Genomic DNA, 18766 nt, shown 5'->3' with positions numbered 1-18766 from the left:
TTAACTCCTGATAACAATTATAGCAAACTAATTACTACTATTCAAAATAATTCATAATCTTATAACCACCATCTTTTAGATAAGTGTCTTTTGTCATAAGTTTAAGGTCTGATTTCATCATGTCATCAACTAACTCTTGTAAGTTGTATTCTCTATTCCATCCAAGTTTCTTTTCTGCTTTACTTGGATTTCCAAGAAGTAAGTCAACTTCTGTTGGTCTAAAGTATCTTGGATCTACTCCTACAACTGTTTGTCCAACAGATAAATGAGATAAATCGATTCCTGATTCTTTTGCTTTTTCTTCATCAAATGAATCAATAATACCAACTTCATCAACACCTTCATTTTCAAATCTTAGATTTATACCTGCATATTCAAAGGCAAATTTTACGAAATCTCTTACAGTAGTTGTTTGTCCTGTTGCGATAACCCAATCTTCTGCTTGTTCAGCTTGTAAAATCATCCACATCATTCTAACATAGTCTTTTGCATGTCCCCAGTCTCTTTTGGCATCTAAGTTTCCAAGATATAATTTATCTTGTAATCCTAAAGCAATTTTTGAAGCCGCTCTTGTAATTTTTCTAGTAACAAATGTTTCCCCTCTAACAGGAGACTCATGGTTAAATAAAATACCATTACAAGCAAACATATCATATGCTTCTCTATAGTTTACAGTGATCCAATATGCATACATCTTTGCAACTGCATAAGGAGATCTTGGATAAAAAGGAGTTGTTTCACTTTGAGGTGTTTCTTGAACTTTACCATATAGTTCAGATGTACTTGCTTGATATATTTTTGTTTTCTTTTCAAGTCCTAAAAATCTTACAGCTTCTAAGATTCTTAGTGTTCCTGTACCATCTGCATTTGCTACATATTCTGGAGTCTCAAAAGAAACTGCAACATGAGACATAGCTGCTAAGTTATAGATTTCATCAGGTTGTGTTTCTTGGATGATTCTTGTTATATTCATAGAGTCAGTCATATCACCATAGTGTAATACTAAGTTTCTATTTTCTACATGTGGATCTTCATATAAGTGATCGATTCTATCTGTGTTAAACATAGATGATCTTCTTTTGATACCATGTACGATATAACCTTTTTTTAGAAGAAATTCAGCTAAATATGAACCATCTTGTCCTGTGATTCCTGTTATTAGTGCTACTTTCTGTTCTGCCATTTAGTTTGCCTTTTTAATAATTTTGCGTATTATACTTAAATAAGACGTAAGTATATCTTAATGGGGTTACAACGAAGTAATAAATTTGTGTATTTTTTAACTTTGGAATTTTATATTATTAGAAATCTCTTTGAAAAAGTCTTTATCCCAAATATCAAGTTCAGATTTGTCTTTTATAAACTTTCTCACATTATCTTTTGCTTTTTCAAAGTCAACAGTTTCTATTCTTTTTTGAAGTAAGTCTACAATATCTTTATCCTTTAACTTTTCAGGAAGACTAAGCTGTTCTGATTCATTTATCCATTTACAACTTTGTTTTAATCTTGCTTCTAAATGTTTTAAGTCTACAGAAATATCTTGAGAGAGATACCAAACTAAATCATACCAATCTCTTCCTTTTGGTCTTGATACCCAAGATCTACATAAAAGTGCATGCATTTTTCCAGCAAAAAGACAAGACTTTGTCATAGAATTTATTCTGTATGGTGTTGGTCTTAACAATGTTTTTGATTCTGTTTGAAAGTTTAATGGAGGTTCTGTATCTACTTCAAGTTTAATCTTCACATTTTGATCTCTATGAATATTTGATGTTATATCATCAGTAATACCAATATTTAATAAATGCTCTAAAGTATTACCTTTTATAAAAGCAGATGCTATTGCCGATTTCTGGCTTTTTTCTTTCATTTGGATATCTATCTCAAATCCATAGCTTTTTAATCCATCAACTATTGCTTGTTTATATGGAGCAATTTGAAAGTCTGGATTTACTTCAAATAAAGAGAAATCTAAATCTTCTGAAAATCTTGGAAGATTATATAAGATTCTAAGAGCTGTACCACCATAAAAAGTAGCTTCATTAAAAAAACCAGCTTTACTTAAAGAGTTTAAGATTATCTCTTGTAATACTTCTCTTAATGCATCATAGCTTTCTTCATAAGTCTCTGTAGTGTATCTATTTAACATACTTTGTAAAGCAGCATTCATATTTTTCCTTTTCTAATTACTTGTGCTAATGTTCTTAAATTCTTTGATTTATAAGCTTTTGCTATTTTTTCAATTAATTGATTATCTAATTCAAAATCTAAATCAATTCTAAGATCCTCTTTTAAATAAGTAATCATACTTTTTTGAGTTAGAGTTCCTATTCCTTTGTCATATCTTATTTTATCACATAATGCTTTTTCTGCAGATGCAATAAAACGACCACCAAATTTTTCATCATAAAGCCATTCAATTCCTAAAGAATAAGCCTTTTCTGGAATCTTTTTATAAGAGAATCTACCTATTTGTGTTTCAAAAAGCTTGTTGTTTTTTATAGTTGCACAGGTTATTTCTTCTACTCTTTCAGGAATCATTCCATGATAACTTAATGCATATTCAAAAGATACATAAGATGGAGCATAAAGCATTACAGATATAGAGATTAAATCCAAAGGTGTATCTCTATACTCTTTTGAAAAACAGTATACACCTTTTTTTAGTCTAATTAGTTCATTGTTTTTTACAAACTTCATTATCTTATCATTTACATTTACATGAGTTTCTTTTAAAATGTCTGCAATCATATCATGTGTAAATACTGATAAAGGAAGTTGTTTTTTTAATTGATATATATTCATAATTATAATTATAACATATTTTACATTTTTTAGTATAGATAATCTTTTAATTGTGGATTATCTATACTATAATATGTTTTCTAGAACCTTTAACTTGTTTAGGTTAGTATTTTTCTTATCTTCTTTTCATCCATAATTAGATAATATTTATCTACACTTTTTTAAAGGCTTTAAAATAGAATTAGAAAACTTATCTGATGATATAAAACTTATAATAGAATGTTGTAAAACAGAAAAAAACTATACACTTTTAGAAAATATAATCTTACAAATCAAAGACTGGAATAAGTTTATAAATCTATCTTATTCTCATGGGGTATTTCCGCTTGTTTACCATACTTTAAAAGAGTTTCAAGACCAAATTCCTATACAAGTTTTAGCCAAACTAAAATCTATAAATCTAGACATCGCCAAACAAAATATGCTTATGACCTCTGAACTGATAAAGGTGATGAAGCTTTTGGAAGAAAATTATATAAATGCTATAGCCTTCAAAGGACCTATTCTATCTCAAATGGCTTATGGTGACATAACCCTTAGACAATATGTTGATTTAGATATTTTGATTGATGAAAAAGATTTGGAAAATAGTATTAGTTTACTAAATAAAAACAATTATATTACAGATCTTTCAATGGATATGCTAAAAAATAAAATTTGTTTTAAAACACTCAAAGATATCACTATGATAGGTAAATTTAATGGTGTTAATATTGAAATTCATTGGAAATTGTTTGAAGATAAATATAATAATGAGAAGAATAATATCTTACATAAAAAAACATTTATTAATTTTAAAGAAATTTTGACATTATCAAATGAACTTAATATAGTATATCTTTGTCTTCATGGATCAAAACATATGTGGGAAAGAATTGAGTGGATAATAGATATTGATAAAATCTGTAAAAGTCAAACTATAAATTGGAATAAACTAATAGAATTAATAAATTTGTCAAACATGAAAAAATCAATTTATTTAGGTTTTTATCTTTCGTATACTTACTTTAACACTGAATTTCCAAAAGAAATTATTTCTTCTTTTCAAGAATACAATTTAAAAAACCTTGAAATAAAAGTTATAAATAATATAAATTATTTCACTTCCAATAGCAATAGTTTATATTCAACTAGACAATTAATGAATTTTCAAAAAGATTTATACGATAGCAGACTTGATTCAATTTATTTTATATTTAATACATTATTTAAAATATCTACAGAAGATTGTTTGAGTTTTAATCTAAATAAAAAATTAAGTTTTTTGTTGATTATATTGAAGCCTTTTAGATTAATTAAAAAATATTTTAAAAATTAAAAGTCATATTTTTTCATATCATTATTTAATTTGGGAATAAAACCTAAATTGTAAAAAATACCATATTTTATTAAATTATATGGTATTTTGATGATTTCATTAAATGCATATTCTCTTGAATGTTTATTTTTATAAAAAGTTTTAGAATTCCAGTATTTTAATTTACTTTCTACTACTGTATAATCAAATTCTTTTTCACTTTCAATATTTAATATATTTGCAAGAAGTAAAACTCTTCTTGAATGAGGAGGTTCTGTAACAAATATTACACTCTTGAAATTTTTCCTTTTCATGAATTTTTTTACAAAGATAACTTCTTCAGCTGTATTTTTTAGGTTTTCTTCACGTATGAAATTTATATAGTTATATTTTTTTTGATTAACTATTTTGAGTCTTGCATCTGGTATATTTTTTGATTTAGTTAAAGCGGTACCTTCATATCCTGTAAGTACAATAATATTTGAATTTATGTATCCTTGCTTTTGTAGTTCTATAGATGTTTTCAATCTACTTATCCCATTACCTCCTAGACTAACTATCAAATCTGCCTTGATAGGCTTTTTTGTAGCATCTAAAAAATTCCCAAGATTTAAAAAAGAGAATAAAATCACACCTAAAACAACAAATAAATATATAAAGAGTTTCATTCTTGAATGAATAACTAACTTTTCTTTAAAAATTGAGGTATTTTCGATAAGTTTTTCATAACTATTGTATGAATTCCACCTATACCGTTGTTTTTTAAAGCTTTTATATCTTCACGTGATTTTTGTATGATGTTCTTGATACTTCTATTACTAGCTCCACCAACTCTCATCTTGTATAAAACTTTTGGAAGATATGAAGTTGTAATCTTATATTTACCAAGCATTCTTAACATAAAGTCATAATCTGCTGCAATTCCAAAATCCAAATCAAATTTTCCATATCTATCATAAAACTCTTTTTTCACAAAAAAAGTAGGGTGGGGTGGCATCCATCCATTGCACAACTTTTTGAAGCTATAGTTTCCACTTTTCCAGTATCTAAAGATCTTACTAGTATCTTCTTTATCCACATAAACTAAATCACCATAGATACTATCTGTGCCATTTTTCTTAAAAGCTTCTACAACTTCACTTATGATATTTTCATCTGCATAAATATCATCACTATGTAAAAAACCTATGATATCTCCTGTTGCTAATTCAACACCTTTGTTTAGTCCATCATAGATACCTTTGTCTTTTTCACTTACAAATGTACTTATCTTATCTTCGTATTTTTTGATAACTTCAATAGTACCATCACTTGATGCTCCATCTACTACGATATATTCTATATCCCTATAGTTTTGTGACAAAACTGACTTTATAGCGTCTTCTATTGTGTTTTTGTTGTTCCATACTGATGTTATGATTGATACTTTCATTTTATGACTCTTTCTCTTTTTTTAACTGCTGGATTCCCTTGATATATTCCATAGTTTTCTAAATCTTTTGTAGCGATACTTCCAACAGCTAAAACACTATGAGTTCCTAGTTTTACTCCAGGGCAAACAGTAGCTTTTGCTCCAACCCAAGAACCATCTTTCAAAACTATCTCTTTAACTAGTAAATCAAATGTTTCTAAACTATAATCATGACTACCACAAAGTAAAAAAGCTCCTTGAGATAAAACACAATTTTTACCAATAGTTACACGAGCAAGATTATCTATCCAAACATCTTCACCTATCCAAGAGTAATCTCCAATCTCTAAAAGCCAAGGGTATTTTATACTTACATTTGGTTTGATAACTACTCCAACACCAACTTTTGTACCAAATAGTTTTAATACTTTTGTTTTGATATTTGATGGAATAGGCAACATCGTTTTAAATAAGAACATATTTGTAAAATACCAAATAAGTTTTTTTGATGCTGAGCCTGGATTGTACCAGTCATTGTTGTATTTATTTAGGTTTACTTGTTTCATTTATTATCTTTTCAAATTCTTTATATATTTTTTTAGATACTGAATCTATACTAAATCTTTCTAATGCTAAATTATGAGCATTTTTTGACATTTTTTTTAAATCAGAATCTAACATCATATTAATATATTTTGATATGGTTTCTGGGTGATTATTTTTCATTACCATCCCTGCATTATATTCTTGAACTTCATTAAAATTACATTTTTCAGTTGTTAACACAGGAGTAGAATTCATTATAGCTTCAAGTCCAACCATAGACAACCCTTCTGTATGAGAAGGTAAAACTAAAAATAAACTTTTTTCAAAGATTTCTTTCTTGATTTTAGCATTCGCAAAACCTTTAAATATAACTCTACTTTCTAGTTTTAATTCTTTTACTAAATTATAAATATATTCCTCATAATCTTTCTCCCCTGCACCTGCAATTATAAGATTAAGATTTTTTATATTGACTAAAGATTTAAGTAGTAAGTCTAGTGCTTTTATTTCATGAAATCTTCCGATAAATGCAATTGAATTTAAGCTAGTATAGTTCTTATTTAAAAATTCTTCATTTTGTAATCCATTAGGAATTACAAATTTATTTTGTTTACTTAATTTATTAATATCTGAATACTCTTTATTTGTTATGGCATGAATAGCTGAGCAATTATAAAATATATTTTTTTCTATTAAAGACCAATAAATTTTCTTTTTTAATCCTTTTCTTTGAAAAGCTATTGGATCTAACATCCCATGAGGAGTGATAGTATAAGGTTTTTTAAATTTCTTTGAATATTTTGAAACAAAAAAATCTATACTAGTCCAAATTGTATGTATCCAAACTAAATCAAAATTTTCTAAATTTTTATTTAGAAAAGAATTCAACTCTTTTGAATATCTCCATCCTTCTTTTTTTGCTTCAAATAACTTGAAATTAGAGTCATTTAGTATATTTTCATCTATTTCAGGATATTCTTTTTGAGTATATGTTGCTAAAACGCTACATTTTACATTATTTATTTTATTCAACCCATAATAAAAGTTTTTTAAAGACGAAGTTGTTCCACCCCATTTTTTTGAGAGACTAGGTATTATCATTAGAATTTTCATTTATAGGCCTTATTAATTGCATTGATAATTTTTTTAGCTTCATTTTCATAATTTATTGTAAATGATTCTTTAATTTTTTCTTTGTCAATATTTAGTTCAAAAGTTTGGTCTATTTTTTTTATTAAATCATTGATATCTAAAGGATCTATAGTAAAGCCATTTTTATTTTCATGTATTAAATCAATTGATGCACCTGCATATTTTGAGGAAAGACAAAACAAACCGCTTGCTAATGCTTCATTTAAAACTAATCCCCAAACTTCTAAGTAAGAGGGCATTAAAAAAATATCTGCTTTTGAGTAATAGTCAATAATTTCATCTTTCTGTTTAAAACCTTCAAAAGTTATTTTATCTCTAAGTGATAAATCATTAACTAATTTTTTCAATTTATCTTCATCTTCACCTTTCCCTATAATTGACAGTTTCCAATTAGTTTTTTTAATTTTTGAAAAAGCTTTAATTGTATTTTCTAATCCCTTCCTCTCAATTAATTGTCCTACATATAAGAAGTTTAGTGAATTGCTATTTTGTTTTGTATAAGGGGTATTATTTTTAAAATAGTCAGTATCAACACAATTCGTTCCAGTTATAATATTTTTATTTTGTATACCAAAGTGTTCAAGATATTTTGTAGCTTCTGTTCCATAAGTATAAAAAGTATCAAATGAGTTAATAAATACTTTTTTTAATAAATTAACAATTTTATTTTTAGATCTTGATGACAATAATGTACTACCGTTCCATAAAATAGTTTTTTTTCTAAATAATTTTGCATACAATAATGCTTCCCAATAAGCTAATGAATCATAACCTGTAATTATTAAATTATTTGGATTTTCTTTAAGCAGTTTAAAAAACAAAGAGAATGGAATAGTAAAATGAATAGGCCAATCCATTTTAGAAATAAAAAAGTGATATGATTTTAAAAAACTTATATAATCTCTTTTTTCAATTTTCCATAATCTATTTTTTTCTATTTTTGCTATACAAATTGTTTCAAATGAAATAGAAGTTTTTATTTTATCCCATAATGGAATTCTATATGGTGTAGGGATATTAGTGATGAGTATAGTTCTCATTTTTTTCCTTAGTATATGTATTAAATTTTAACATTAATAAAACAGGTAACCAAATAGAATATTCATAAGGAGTACCATGAAAAAATAAATTTGGAAAATAAAATAAATAAAGTAAAAAAACCATTTTAGAATTATCATTTAGTCTAATAAATTTCTTAGTAGCTATTATAATTAAAGGTACAATTAGAAAAATATAAATTAAAAAAACCGTATATATATTTCCTAAATCTATATTTGCTTGGAGTATTGGCGAATCCATTCTAAATGTGTTTATTCCATGGCCAAATATATTATCAGAGGAAATGTAATTAAAGGCTTCTGAAAAGTTTTCTTTTCTAATATCTGCTGATTTTGCTAAAGCATTTGATTTGTCTCCAAATAAAGTTTCAAAACTAGAAAATAATATATTTATGTAGTTTTGGAATTTATCTTTATAGTAGAATAGTAATCCTACCAATAGAAAAAAAACAAATGAAAATGCTTTTATATAGTATTTGAATTTGATTAGTAAATACTTAAAGTTCTTAAATATTAAGAATAATAAGATTAAAAAAAGTCCGATAGAAGTACTTTTCCCTTGACTCAATAAATATAAATATATTGATGCAAATATACTTGGAGTAATAATTAATATGATTTTTTTATTACTATCTTTAGTGAATAAATAGAATACAGTACTTATGATATTAATAGAGGTTAATGATGCAACTAAATTAGGATTTTCAGTATCTCCTATATATAATCTACCTCCATTATATAACCAATATTCATATGATAGAGGAGTGAATAAAAATGTAAGATAAACAGATATTGAAGAAATAATAGCTAAATATTTTACTAAATCTCCGTTGTCATTATTATCTTGAGATAATAATGACAAAAATATAAAAAGTGTTATAATCAAATAAATAGTTTGTGAAGAAAAACCTTTATAAAATAAAGATAAAAAAAGTATTATAAATATTAAGAAAAAAGTTATAAAATAAATATGAGAAGGTGATGTTTTAATTATTTTGAACTTAATAAGATTTGAATAGTTTATCATACAAAGTAAAAAAAATGCTACTATACTATAAGTAAACAATTGCTTATTTATTGGGATGAAATCTCTAATAATAAATAAAGAGGGGGTACCTCCTAATATAAAAGCTATTCCCAATATTTTATAATTAATATTTCTAATCATTAATTAAGTCTTTATATAAGGCTAAATATTTATTTGAAATTATTTTAACAGTATTATTTTCCAATACAAATCTTCTTGCCTCTGTTTTATTAGATAGTAACATGTCAGGATTGATAATAATTTTTTGTATTTCTTCGGATAAAGAAATTTCATCACTTACTCTAAATAATCTACAAAATTTAGAGTCGCAAATACTTTTATGAACATCAATATCAGATAATAGAACAGGTAGTTCTGATGATAAAGCTTCAAGTACTACATTCGGCATTCCTTCAGAGTATGATGGAAGAATTAAAAAATCACTTAGGTGAAAAAATTGTTCAGGTGATTTTGTAAAAGGAATGTATTTAATTTCCAAGTTTTCAGTTTTCTCAGTTATTTTTTTTATTACTTCTTCAAAATTCTGTATTTCATTATAGTTTGGACCAATAAATAATAAAGTACAAGGTATAATAAAGTTTACTCTTGCTAAAGAATTTAATAGATCATGAATTCCTTTTCTTTTTGTAATTGAACCCAGAAACATAAATACTAAGTCATCATTCCCAATGTTATGTTTTTCCCTGATTTCTTTTTTTTCTAAATCTTTAACTGGAAAAAATCTATCAGTATCTATTGAATTATTAATAAGTACAATTCTATTTTTTTCTACACTATTTTTATATAAATTTTCTTCTATTTTTGGGCTTATGGCAATAATTCTTGTAGACCATTTTGTAATGACTTGAAGTCTTAATTTATTTATAAATCCTTTATTTTCGATTTCTAATTCATTTTGAACTATTTTAACAATTACAGGTTTTCTTAGTACCTTTGCAATTATAACAGCAATAGCAGCTTCAGGTCCTGCTTTTATAGCATGTATTACATCAGCTTTTAGAAATAATCTAAAGAATTTTAAAAAATAAAAAAAACTAAATGTATAATGCATTAATAAATGATTTTTATAACTCTTTCTATCTTTATTAAAAAATGAATAAATATTTTGATTGTTTTTGTGCTCTTCTCCATCAAATGCTGTAATGATGTTAATTTCAATATCTTTGTTATTTTTTAATAAACTATCATTTACTGTTTTTAGTTGTTTGCCATATCCTGAAAATGAAGGAGGATAAGCAAAACATATTTGTAAAACATTCATTTATTTAATATCCTCAAATAAATTATTTACTATTTCTAATCTTTTTAAAATATCTTCTTTTATATGAACTGGATCACTATTTAAACAGTATTTTAGATGCTTAAAACAATCTTCTTCATTTAGTATGTTTTCACAACATAAATCAGAATACCCAACTTCTTTATAATAGTTTATAACTTTTCCATGATAAGGGAAAGAGCATATTTTTTTATTTAATGCAGAAGAAAGAATTCCAACATGTAACTTTGATGTTAGTATAAAATCAAAAGAATTTAACGTTTTTATAAAGTTTTCATAATTTGTATATCGTATAATTTTATTTTTCAAAATTTTTTCTATTTGAGGATTGAGGTTTTTGATTTTTTCATATTCTCCAAAGTGATCTTCTATAAACCAGGTATCATAGTTAGCGTTGTCAAAATATTTTAATATATAATCATTAAGTTTTGGTTTATGTGAACTTAAATGTAGAGCTACTTCTCTTTTTTCATTTGTAGCGTAATGCTCTTTATTATTTGATATACTTAAAGCATAGTCAATAGAAAGTTTAATATCTTTTTTTGAACCTAAATTTTTAAAGGTTTCAAGTGATTTTGAGTCACGAAGAATTACATCTTCAGCATTTTCTACAAATCTTTTTAAGATGAATTTTGATAGAGGGTTTTCAATTGCTCCTGCTCCTACATCTACAATATAATATTTTTTTCCTAAAAGTTTAAATATGTCTGCATACATAAATATTTTTTTGTATCTTGATAATGCCCATCTTGAAACATTTGAAGGTGGTTCAGATAAATAACCACCAGCAATAAACATTAAATAGTCACTATTTATTAGTTCTTTGAATGTTGCATTTTCTGCATTTAATTCATTAAGTACTTTTTCAGATACATTGTAAAATCTAACTTTAAATCCTACTTCTTTTGCTTTTTTATATAAAAGGTCCGCTAAAAGCACATCTCCAAAATTTGAAGTCCAAAGAGCCCCTATCATAGTTATATTTTTCATTTTTCCTCTTTTTGTAATGAGTTTATTATTTGATTTTGTTTTAATATTCTAATTATTTGATAATATACTTGAAAGTAATGTATTGTAAGTATTACCGAGTAAATTATTAGTAAATGCAATATACTAATTTCATAATAATTACCATAGGCAAATATTATTAATACATAAATTAATCTTCTTAAGTGAATAAATAAAACATCTTTTTGTTTGTTTATGACATTAAACACTTGCATTAATGGAGAACTTATAAATTGTCCTAAAAGAAAGATTGATAATATTCTTGCAAATTCTCCAGCTTCAGACCAGTTTTTACCAAAAACTATTTCAAATAGATAGGGTGCAAATAAAATTAAGACTATAAAAGGAAGTATACTTATAACTGCTAATTTTTTTGTTAAGTTTTTCGTAATTGAAAGAATCTTTTTTGGTTGTTTTTTTCCTATTCTTGCAATCTCTGAATAGTATGCTTGGCTAGTAGTTTGTCCAATTAGTGTTATTGGAAGTGCCAAAACTGAAAAAGCTAAACCTAATTGTCCTGTTGCTTCTGTTCCATAAAGTATTGAAGTAAATATTAATGGTGCTTGGAATGATAATATATATAAGAAATGTGATGGAAGTTTAAATTTAGGAAAATCTACATAATATTTGAGTAAAAAGAGAATGTATCTTATATTGATAGTTATTTTTACAGTTTTAATAAAATTAACTATCAATATAAAAAAACCAATAGATTGACTAACTATTTGACCAATTATTAAACCTATTGCACCAAATGATAAATATCCTGCAATAAGTTTTATTATAGTACCTACTGTTGTTTGAAAGAACATGTTTTTAGAAAGAAGTTTGAATTGTTTTTTTCTAGTAAACCAAAAATTAAATGTTTCATATAAACTATAAAGTAATAAAGCAATAGGAATAAGCCACCAAAAATCAATAATTTTTTCTATTTTAAAAAGATAAAATATTTCATTTTTAAAAAATAGAAAGATCAAAAAAACTGATAAAGTAACTATTAATATGATAAATAAGATTAGAAAAGTTAAATTAACTGCTGTATTTTCTTTTTTTGGTAAAGGTATAGCTGTAGTATACTTTAATGTCCCAAATGGTAATAAAATAGCTAATAGAGATATAAATATTGTTAAAATCCCAAATTCTTCTGGTGTATATAATCTTGTTATAAATGGTATAGCTAAAAATGTTATTAATTTTGATGATGCTGTTCCTGTCGCAAGAATCAGCATATTTTTCAAGATATCGTTGTTCATTTATAATTTATAAAACTCTTTATACCAAATAACAAACTGCTCAATACCATCCGCAAGTTTTGTATCTGGCTTATAATCAAAATCTTTGATTAAATCATTTGTATCTGCATATGTTGATACTACATCTCCTGGTTGCATAGGGAGGAAATTCTTTTTTGCTTCTATTTGAAGTTTATCTTCTAATGTCTCTATAAACTCCATTAGGGATACTGGTGCATTATTTCCTATATTATATACTCTATATGGGGCACTTGAAATATCTGGACTTGGATTCTCAGCATTAAACTCTTTTGAAGATGAAGCTGGATTATCTATTACTTTTATTATACCATCTACTATATCTTCCACATAAGTAAAATCTCTACTCATATTTCCATGGTTAAATACTTTTATAGCTCTATCATTTAATATTGCATCTGCAAAAAGCATTGGTGCCATATCTGGTCTTCCCCATGGTCCATATACTGTAAAAAATCTTAATCCTGTACATTGAATACCATAAAGGTGTGCATATGTATGAGCCATCATTTCATTTGATTTTTTAGTTGCTGCATATAAAGACACTGGGTGATCTGTATGATCACTTGTTTTAAATGGTTGAGATTTATTTAATCCATATACAGAAGAAGAACTAGCATAAGATAAATTTTTTACATCATTATGTCTACAAGCTTCTAATATATTCATAAATCCTTTTACATTTGAATCAATATAAGCATGGGGATTTTCTATTGAGTATCTAACCCCTGCTTGTGCTGCAAGGTTACAAACTGCATCAAACTTCTCAATTTCAAACAAAGCATTTATATCATTTGTATTAGCCAAATCCATTTTTATAAATTTATGTTTTGGATATTTTGTACTACTTACAAGTTTATTAGAAGATATCTCTTCTTTTTTTATACCAAGTTCTTCTAATCTTGCATATTTTAAATTTACATCATAGTAGTCATTTATATTATCCAATCCTACTACTTCATCACCTCTTTCTAAAAGTTTTAAAGCTAAGTGATATCCAATGAATCCCGCTGTTCCTGTTACTAGTATTTTCAATTTGTTTTCCTAGTTTCTAATCATCACTGCTAAATAAATCTCTAGTGTAAACCTTATCTTTTACGTCAACAAGATTTTCATCAAGTCTATTTGCAACTATCACATTTGATACTTTTTTAAACTCTTCAAAGTCTTTTATAACCTTTGAATTAAAGAAATCATCTTCCTCTAAATTTGGCTCATAAATTACTACAGGAATACCTTTTGCTTTTATTCTTTTCATTATCCCTTGTATTGCTGAACTTCTAAAGTTGTCTGATCCTGTTTTCATAACAAGTCTATAAACACCTACGGTGTTGTTATTAGTATAGTGGTTATTTGTTATTGGTTTATTGTCATTTAGTTTTTTTATTATACTATCTGCAATAAAATCTTTTCTTGTAGAGTTAGCATTTACAATTGCTTCTATTATATTTGATGGTACATCTTTGTAGTTTGCTAAAAGTTGTTTTGTATCTTTAGGTAAACAATATCCACCATATCCAAAACTAGGATTGTTATAATGACTTCCAATTCTAGGATCTAATCCAACTCCATCTATTATTTGTTTACTATCTAAATCATGTGCTTCTGCATATGAATCTAACTCGTTAAAATAAGCTACTCTCATAGCTAGATATGTATTTGAAAATAACTTAACAGCTTCTGCTTCAGTTGAGTTTGTAAAAAGAATATCTATGTTCTCTTTTAAAGCTCCTTGCTCTAAAAGCTTTGCAAAGGTTTTAGCCCTTTCACTTTGTTCACCTACTATTATTCTAGATGGATATAAATTGTCAAATAAAGCTTTCCCTTCTCTTAAGAACTCTGGTGAAAAGATTATATTTGATGTGTTAAATCTTTCATTTATACCTTTTGTATATCCAACAGGAATAGTAGATTTTATTACCATAGTAGTATTAGGATTTATTTCTAAAACATCAGCAATAACATACTCAATAGATTTTGTATTAAAATAGTTTGTTTCAGGATCATAGTCTGTTGGAGTAGAGATAATTACATAGTCAGCATTTTTATAAGCTTCTTCTTTGTCTAAAGTAGCTTTAAAACTTCCTTCAAAAGATTCTGGATTTTCATGGATTTTAGTTAAATATTCTTGAATCTCTTTATCTTCAATAGGACTAATACCATTGTTTATCATTTCAACTTTTTGGGGGATAATATCTAAAGCTATTACATCATTATGTTGAGAAAGTAGTAGTCCATTTGACAGTCCTACATATCCTGTCCCTGCTATTGCTATGTTCATTTTTAATTATTTCCTTTTTATAAAATTTGGTTATGCGTTTTCTCTTTTTAACAACTCAACATATGTTACTTCTTTTAGTTCTTCTTTTTTTTTCTTTTTTTTATGTCTTCTTCTTGTTCTTGGATCAAAAAGATTAAAGAAGATTAGGTATAGAAGTAAAAATAATATAACATTTAAAATATCACTTGAATTTGTAATTTGTAAAAAAATAAGTGCAAATACACCTTGAATCATGATGATTGTAGATACTGTAAATTTTACATTTCTTTTCATCTTGTAAAGTATATGATGCATATGGTTTTTATCTGCTGAAAAGGGTGATTTTCCCCTTTGTAGTCTTCTTCTTATTACAATCATTGTATCCAAAACAGGAATAGCAACTAAAAATAAAGCAGCTGTAGGAGTAACATAACTCAAAGCTTTTATTGCTAAAAATGATATAGTAAAGCCTAAAAATAGTGAACCACTATCACCCATAAAAACTTTTGCAGGGTTCCAGTTTAGAAGTAAAAAACCTGCTAAGATTGATAATACAATTGTTGGGATGATTATTAGTGTTTTGTCATCATTTTGTATACCAACAATTAAGATTGTAGTTAATATAACTGCACTTATACCACCAGCTAATCCATCTAGTCCATCAGTAAGATTTAAACCATTTGTTAAACCAACTACTGCAAATATAGTAAATGGTATGGCTAAAAAACTCAACTCTATATCATGCCCTAAAAAAGTTCCTATACTAGATATAACATAGCCATCCAAACTTATTATAATAGAAGAAACAATGATAAACAAAAACTTAACCTTTGAGCTTAAGCCTTTTTGATCATCAATAATCCCACAAAGATAAACTATAAAAATAGCAACCAAAGCATTTAAATGTTCAAGTGCAAAACTAGTATCAATAAGAAAAATAGAGATAAAAAATACAAATCCAATTACAACGCCAGCACCCCTAGGAGTTACTCTTTTGTGTGAACTTCTTTCATTTGGGATATCAACCAAACCTAGTTTCGGAGCAATTGTTATAAAATACTTGATAAGATAAAACGTAACTGCAACAATCATAATAGAATAAATTAGTAGTTTACCATCAATCAATGAAATCCCCTAGAAGTTAAAATAAATACGCATATTATCTAAAAAATGTCTCAAAAATGACTCATTTAATAATAAATTTTAAAATTTAATTATTAATAAATAAAATACAATATTAGTTTAATATAAAAAATAAGAGTATATCTTATCAAAAAAAAGTTTCATTTTTGTTACAATTGATATTAATTTATAAACAATTTTTGAAATTTATTAGCTGGAAATTCATATGAGACTTTGCATTATCAACGATGAAGTTTGGAACGAGGGAAAAAATTGTATATTTACACATATAAACTTTATTTGGGTAAAATATCAAAAAAATTACTCATATTAGAGAAATAGGTGTAAAAATGGCAAAAGAATACACTCTTCCAAAACTTCCAGTAAAAAAAGAATTGGAAAGTAAAAAAGTTTTAAAAAAAGTTGTAAGCTCTAATAGGGCACTTGCTGAACTTAAGGGAGTTGCTGAAACTATTCCAAATCAGAGTATACTTATAAATGCTTTGGCACTACAAGAAGCAAAAGACTCTTCAGAAATAGAAAATATAGTTACAACTCATGATGAACTTTATAGAGCTAGTGTAAGTAGTACAAATATTTCAAATCAAGCTAAAGAAGTACAAAGGTATAAAGACGCACTTTATAAAGGTTTTGCACTTATTAAAGAGCATAAACTATTACTAAAAAAACATATAGTTGAGATTCAAAAAGTTTTAGAAAATAATGACGCAGGAATAAGAACTCAAAGTGGAACATCACTAATAAATGATAAAACTGGTGAGATAATTTATATGCCACCACAAAATTATGAAGATATACAAAACTTGATGGCCAATTTAGAACAGTACATAAATACGCCTTTTTTAGATGAACATGATCCTCTTACAAAAATGGCAATCATTCATTATCAGTTTGAGTCAATACATCCATTTTATGACGGAAATGGCAGAACAGGAAGAATAATCAATATTTTATTTTTGATTTTAAATAACTTGTTGGACTTACCAATACTCTATCTTAGTTCATATATCATTGCTAATAAAAATGATTATTATAGATTATTAAATGAAGTACGTACCAAAAATAATTGGGAAGAATGGATCTTATATATTTTGGATGGGGTAGAAGTAACAGCAAAAAATACAATTAATATAATTAAAGAGATTAATTCTTTGATGAAAATTACAAAAGCGCAGTTGAGTGAGAATTTACCAAAAATGTATTCAAAAGATTTATTGGAACTTTTGTTTATGCATCCATATACAAAAATAAATTTTTTGGTTGATGAATTGGATGTTACAAGAAAAACGGCAGGTGTTTATTTAAGAGAGATAGAAAAACTTGGTATTTTAGAAAGTATTAGAGTTGGTAGAGAAGTATATTTTATCAATAAAAAGTTGTTTGAAATTTTGAAGACAAAATATTGATTCTTTTGAACCAATCTTGATTTTATCTCCATCTTTGATCTCTTGTTTTGTAGTTTTTCTGTTTCCACCGATGGTTTCATTATTGATAGTTGTACCGTTCATACTTCCTCTATCTATCACAAAGAAACTATTGTTTTCTATTGATATTTCTAACCTCTTTCGTTTTTACTAACCCTTGATTCTCTTCCTATTTTATAAGGGAACCTTGTGATAGAGATAAGCTTTTCATTTGCAATAGATGCTTTTGCTTTTTCATTCATAGGAAATAATACTGCTCTTGGTACTATTGATTTTAGTATCTCTTTTTTTAGTTCTTGCATTTTGTCTCTTTGTGTTGATATTTTAAATTAGGGCTAAATTTTATTCATATATTTAAGAGTGGTATTTATAATTTCAATTAACTTTTTAGTATATTCTAAAACTTCATCAAAAACATCCACAAGTTCGTCTTCAATATATTCATGTGCAATTGTATTTCTTATATCTTTCATGATGCGAATCTCTTCAATATCATCAAAAAGTTGTCTTTTATGTGCATTATTAACAACATCTACTAAAGTACCTTGATTTTCAAATTCATATTCATCCAATGTTCTAAAAATTTTTCTTATTAAAAAGTCAATACCTCTACTATATCTACTACATAGAGTTTCAAATTTTCCAAATTCTTCAATAGAGTATTTGTCTTTTATACCAATTTTTAGACATTCTTTATAAGATATTTCAATCCAAAAAAGTTGTTTTTCTAGTAATTTTCTATCTTGTTGTAGTTTTTCATATATCATAAAGCAATAGCCTTTTTATATATAATTTTTGTAAATGGATTTGAAAGTTTACTATTATCTAGAACAATATCAAGCTTTTGTTCCCCAAAGTTTTTGAAAAATTCGATTCGAAGTTTTCTGATATCTTTTTTAGTTAATATATCTGAAATTACAAGCAAATCAATATCTCCACCTTTTTTGGTGTCATCAGTTCTACTTCCAAATAGGAAAAGTTTAGCTTCTTTTGATAATGACTTTAGTTTATCTTTTAAAACTTTGATTTCGTTGTTATTTAATCTCATGATGAAATAATACCAT

The 18766-nt window shown here is 26.1% G+C and carries 21 protein-coding genes; 2 read left to right on the top strand and 19 right to left on the bottom strand.

From position 1 onward, the window contains the following. Positions 1-37: 37 nt before the first annotated feature. The 3 genes from gmd to FDK22_RS11285 all read right to left on the bottom strand — a co-directional run bounded on the left by gmd (position 38) and on the right by FDK22_RS11285 (position 2805). The gene (gene gmd / locus FDK22_RS11295; RefSeq protein WP_138153083.1) at positions 38-1183 is read right to left on the bottom strand and encodes a GDP-mannose 4,6-dehydratase; all 1146 of its coding nucleotides are present in this window, start codon (positions 1181-1183) and stop codon (positions 38-40) included. 96 nt (positions 1184-1279) lie between these two features. After that, positions 1280-2170 carry a nucleotidyl transferase AbiEii/AbiGii toxin family protein gene (locus FDK22_RS11290; RefSeq protein ID WP_138153082.1) on the bottom strand — a complete coding sequence of 297 codons (891 nt, stop codon included), beginning with the start codon at positions 2168-2170 and terminating at the stop codon, positions 1280-1282. Continuing rightward, on the bottom strand, positions 2167-2805 hold the full coding sequence (locus tag FDK22_RS11285) for a type IV toxin-antitoxin system AbiEi family antitoxin domain-containing protein (protein WP_138153081.1): 639 nt from the start codon (positions 2803-2805) through the stop codon (positions 2167-2169). The genes FDK22_RS11290 and FDK22_RS11285 overlap by 4 nt, the downstream gene beginning before the upstream one ends. A 145-nt stretch (positions 2806-2950) precedes the next feature. Here FDK22_RS11285 and FDK22_RS11280 point away from each other — a divergent pair, with 145 nt between their 5' ends. Then, positions 2951-4123 carry a nucleotidyltransferase domain-containing protein gene (locus tag FDK22_RS11280; protein WP_138153080.1) on the top strand — a complete coding sequence of 391 codons (1173 nt, stop codon included), beginning with the start codon at positions 2951-2953 and terminating at the stop codon, positions 4121-4123. Here the strand turns inward: FDK22_RS11280 and FDK22_RS11275 are convergent. The 12 genes from FDK22_RS11275 to FDK22_RS11220 form a co-directional block, all read right to left on the bottom strand. Continuing rightward, complete coding sequence (locus FDK22_RS11275; protein WP_138153079.1) at positions 4120-4770, bottom strand: YdcF family protein; 651 nt, start codon at positions 4768-4770, stop codon at positions 4120-4122. The two genes, FDK22_RS11280 and FDK22_RS11275, sit on opposite strands and share 4 nt — an antisense overlap. Before the next feature lie 14 nt (positions 4771-4784). Next, entirely contained in the window at positions 4785-5534 is a 750-nt protein-coding gene (locus tag FDK22_RS11270) for a glycosyltransferase family 2 protein (protein ID WP_138153078.1), read from the bottom strand. Then, a complete protein-coding gene (locus FDK22_RS11265) occupies positions 5531-6079 on the bottom strand; it encodes a WcaF family extracellular polysaccharide biosynthesis acetyltransferase (RefSeq protein ID WP_138153077.1) in 549 nt (182 codons plus the stop codon). Before FDK22_RS11265 ends, FDK22_RS11270 begins: the two co-directional genes overlap by 4 nt. Further along, complete coding sequence (locus FDK22_RS11260) at positions 6057-7172, bottom strand: glycosyltransferase (RefSeq protein WP_138153076.1); 1116 nt, start codon at positions 7170-7172, stop codon at positions 6057-6059. Before FDK22_RS11260 ends, FDK22_RS11265 begins: the two co-directional genes overlap by 23 nt. Continuing rightward, the gene (locus tag FDK22_RS11255; RefSeq protein WP_138153075.1) at positions 7169-8251 is read right to left on the bottom strand and encodes a glycosyltransferase; all 1083 of its coding nucleotides are present in this window, start codon (positions 8249-8251) and stop codon (positions 7169-7171) included. The genes FDK22_RS11260 and FDK22_RS11255 overlap by 4 nt, the downstream gene beginning before the upstream one ends. After that, the gene (locus FDK22_RS11250) at positions 8229-9155 is read right to left on the bottom strand and encodes a hypothetical protein (RefSeq protein WP_138153074.1); all 927 of its coding nucleotides are present in this window, start codon (positions 9153-9155) and stop codon (positions 8229-8231) included. The genes FDK22_RS11255 and FDK22_RS11250 overlap by 23 nt, the downstream gene beginning before the upstream one ends. A gap of 274 nt (positions 9156-9429) precedes the next feature. Further along, on the bottom strand, positions 9430-10578 hold the full coding sequence (locus FDK22_RS11245) for a glycosyltransferase family 4 protein (RefSeq protein WP_138153072.1): 1149 nt from the start codon (positions 10576-10578) through the stop codon (positions 9430-9432). Beyond that, positions 10579-11586, bottom strand: a complete 1008-nt coding sequence (locus tag FDK22_RS11240; RefSeq protein WP_138153071.1) for a polysaccharide pyruvyl transferase family protein — start codon at positions 11584-11586, stop codon at positions 10579-10581. After that, entirely contained in the window at positions 11583-12857 is a 1275-nt protein-coding gene (locus tag FDK22_RS11235; protein WP_138153070.1) for an oligosaccharide flippase family protein, read from the bottom strand. Before FDK22_RS11235 ends, FDK22_RS11240 begins: the two co-directional genes overlap by 4 nt. Continuing rightward, entirely contained in the window at positions 12858-13910 is a 1053-nt protein-coding gene (locus FDK22_RS11230; protein WP_138153069.1) for an NAD-dependent epimerase, read from the bottom strand. It lies immediately after the preceding gene. Between the two features lie 16 nt (positions 13911-13926). Further along, entirely contained in the window at positions 13927-15156 is a 1230-nt protein-coding gene (locus tag FDK22_RS11225) for a nucleotide sugar dehydrogenase (protein WP_138153068.1), read from the bottom strand. 30 nt (positions 15157-15186) lie between these two features. Then, the gene (locus tag FDK22_RS11220) at positions 15187-16260 is read right to left on the bottom strand and encodes a glycosyltransferase family 4 protein (protein ID WP_138153066.1); all 1074 of its coding nucleotides are present in this window, start codon (positions 16258-16260) and stop codon (positions 15187-15189) included. A 347-nt stretch (positions 16261-16607) separates the two neighbouring features. Between FDK22_RS11220 and FDK22_RS11215 the strand changes: the two genes are divergently transcribed. Beyond that, positions 16608-17684: a Fic family protein gene (locus FDK22_RS11215; protein WP_138153065.1), complete on the top strand. Its 1077-nt coding sequence runs from the start codon at positions 16608-16610 to the stop codon at positions 17682-17684. Here FDK22_RS11215 and FDK22_RS15970 read toward each other — a convergent pair. Genes FDK22_RS15970 through FDK22_RS11200 form a run of 4 tightly spaced genes read right to left on the bottom strand, consistent with a single transcriptional unit; the run spans position 17607 to position 18750 of the window. Then, the gene (locus FDK22_RS15970) at positions 17607-17786 is read right to left on the bottom strand and encodes an FHA domain-containing protein (protein ID WP_420836718.1); all 180 of its coding nucleotides are present in this window, start codon (positions 17784-17786) and stop codon (positions 17607-17609) included. The two genes, FDK22_RS11215 and FDK22_RS15970, sit on opposite strands and share 78 nt — an antisense overlap. A 47-nt stretch (positions 17787-17833) precedes the next feature. Continuing rightward, on the bottom strand, positions 17834-18004 hold the full coding sequence (locus FDK22_RS15745; protein WP_171012980.1) for a hypothetical protein: 171 nt from the start codon (positions 18002-18004) through the stop codon (positions 17834-17836). A 33-nt stretch (positions 18005-18037) separates the two neighbouring features. Continuing rightward, a complete protein-coding gene (locus FDK22_RS15740) occupies positions 18038-18469 on the bottom strand; it encodes a hypothetical protein (protein WP_171012979.1) in 432 nt (143 codons plus the stop codon). Next, positions 18466-18750 (bottom strand): nucleotidyltransferase domain-containing protein, encoded by a 285-nt coding sequence (locus tag FDK22_RS11200; RefSeq protein ID WP_138153064.1) that lies wholly within the window; start codon positions 18748-18750, stop codon positions 18466-18468. The genes FDK22_RS15740 and FDK22_RS11200 overlap by 4 nt, the downstream gene beginning before the upstream one ends. Positions 18751-18766 lie beyond the last annotated feature (16 nt).

This window comes from Arcobacter arenosus, from assembly GCF_005771535.1.
GTDB lineage: Bacteria > Campylobacterota > Campylobacteria > Campylobacterales > Arcobacteraceae > Halarcobacter > Halarcobacter arenosus.
The sequence above is the reverse complement of the archived record's forward strand: the minus strand, read 5'-3'. Positions and strand labels throughout refer to the sequence as shown.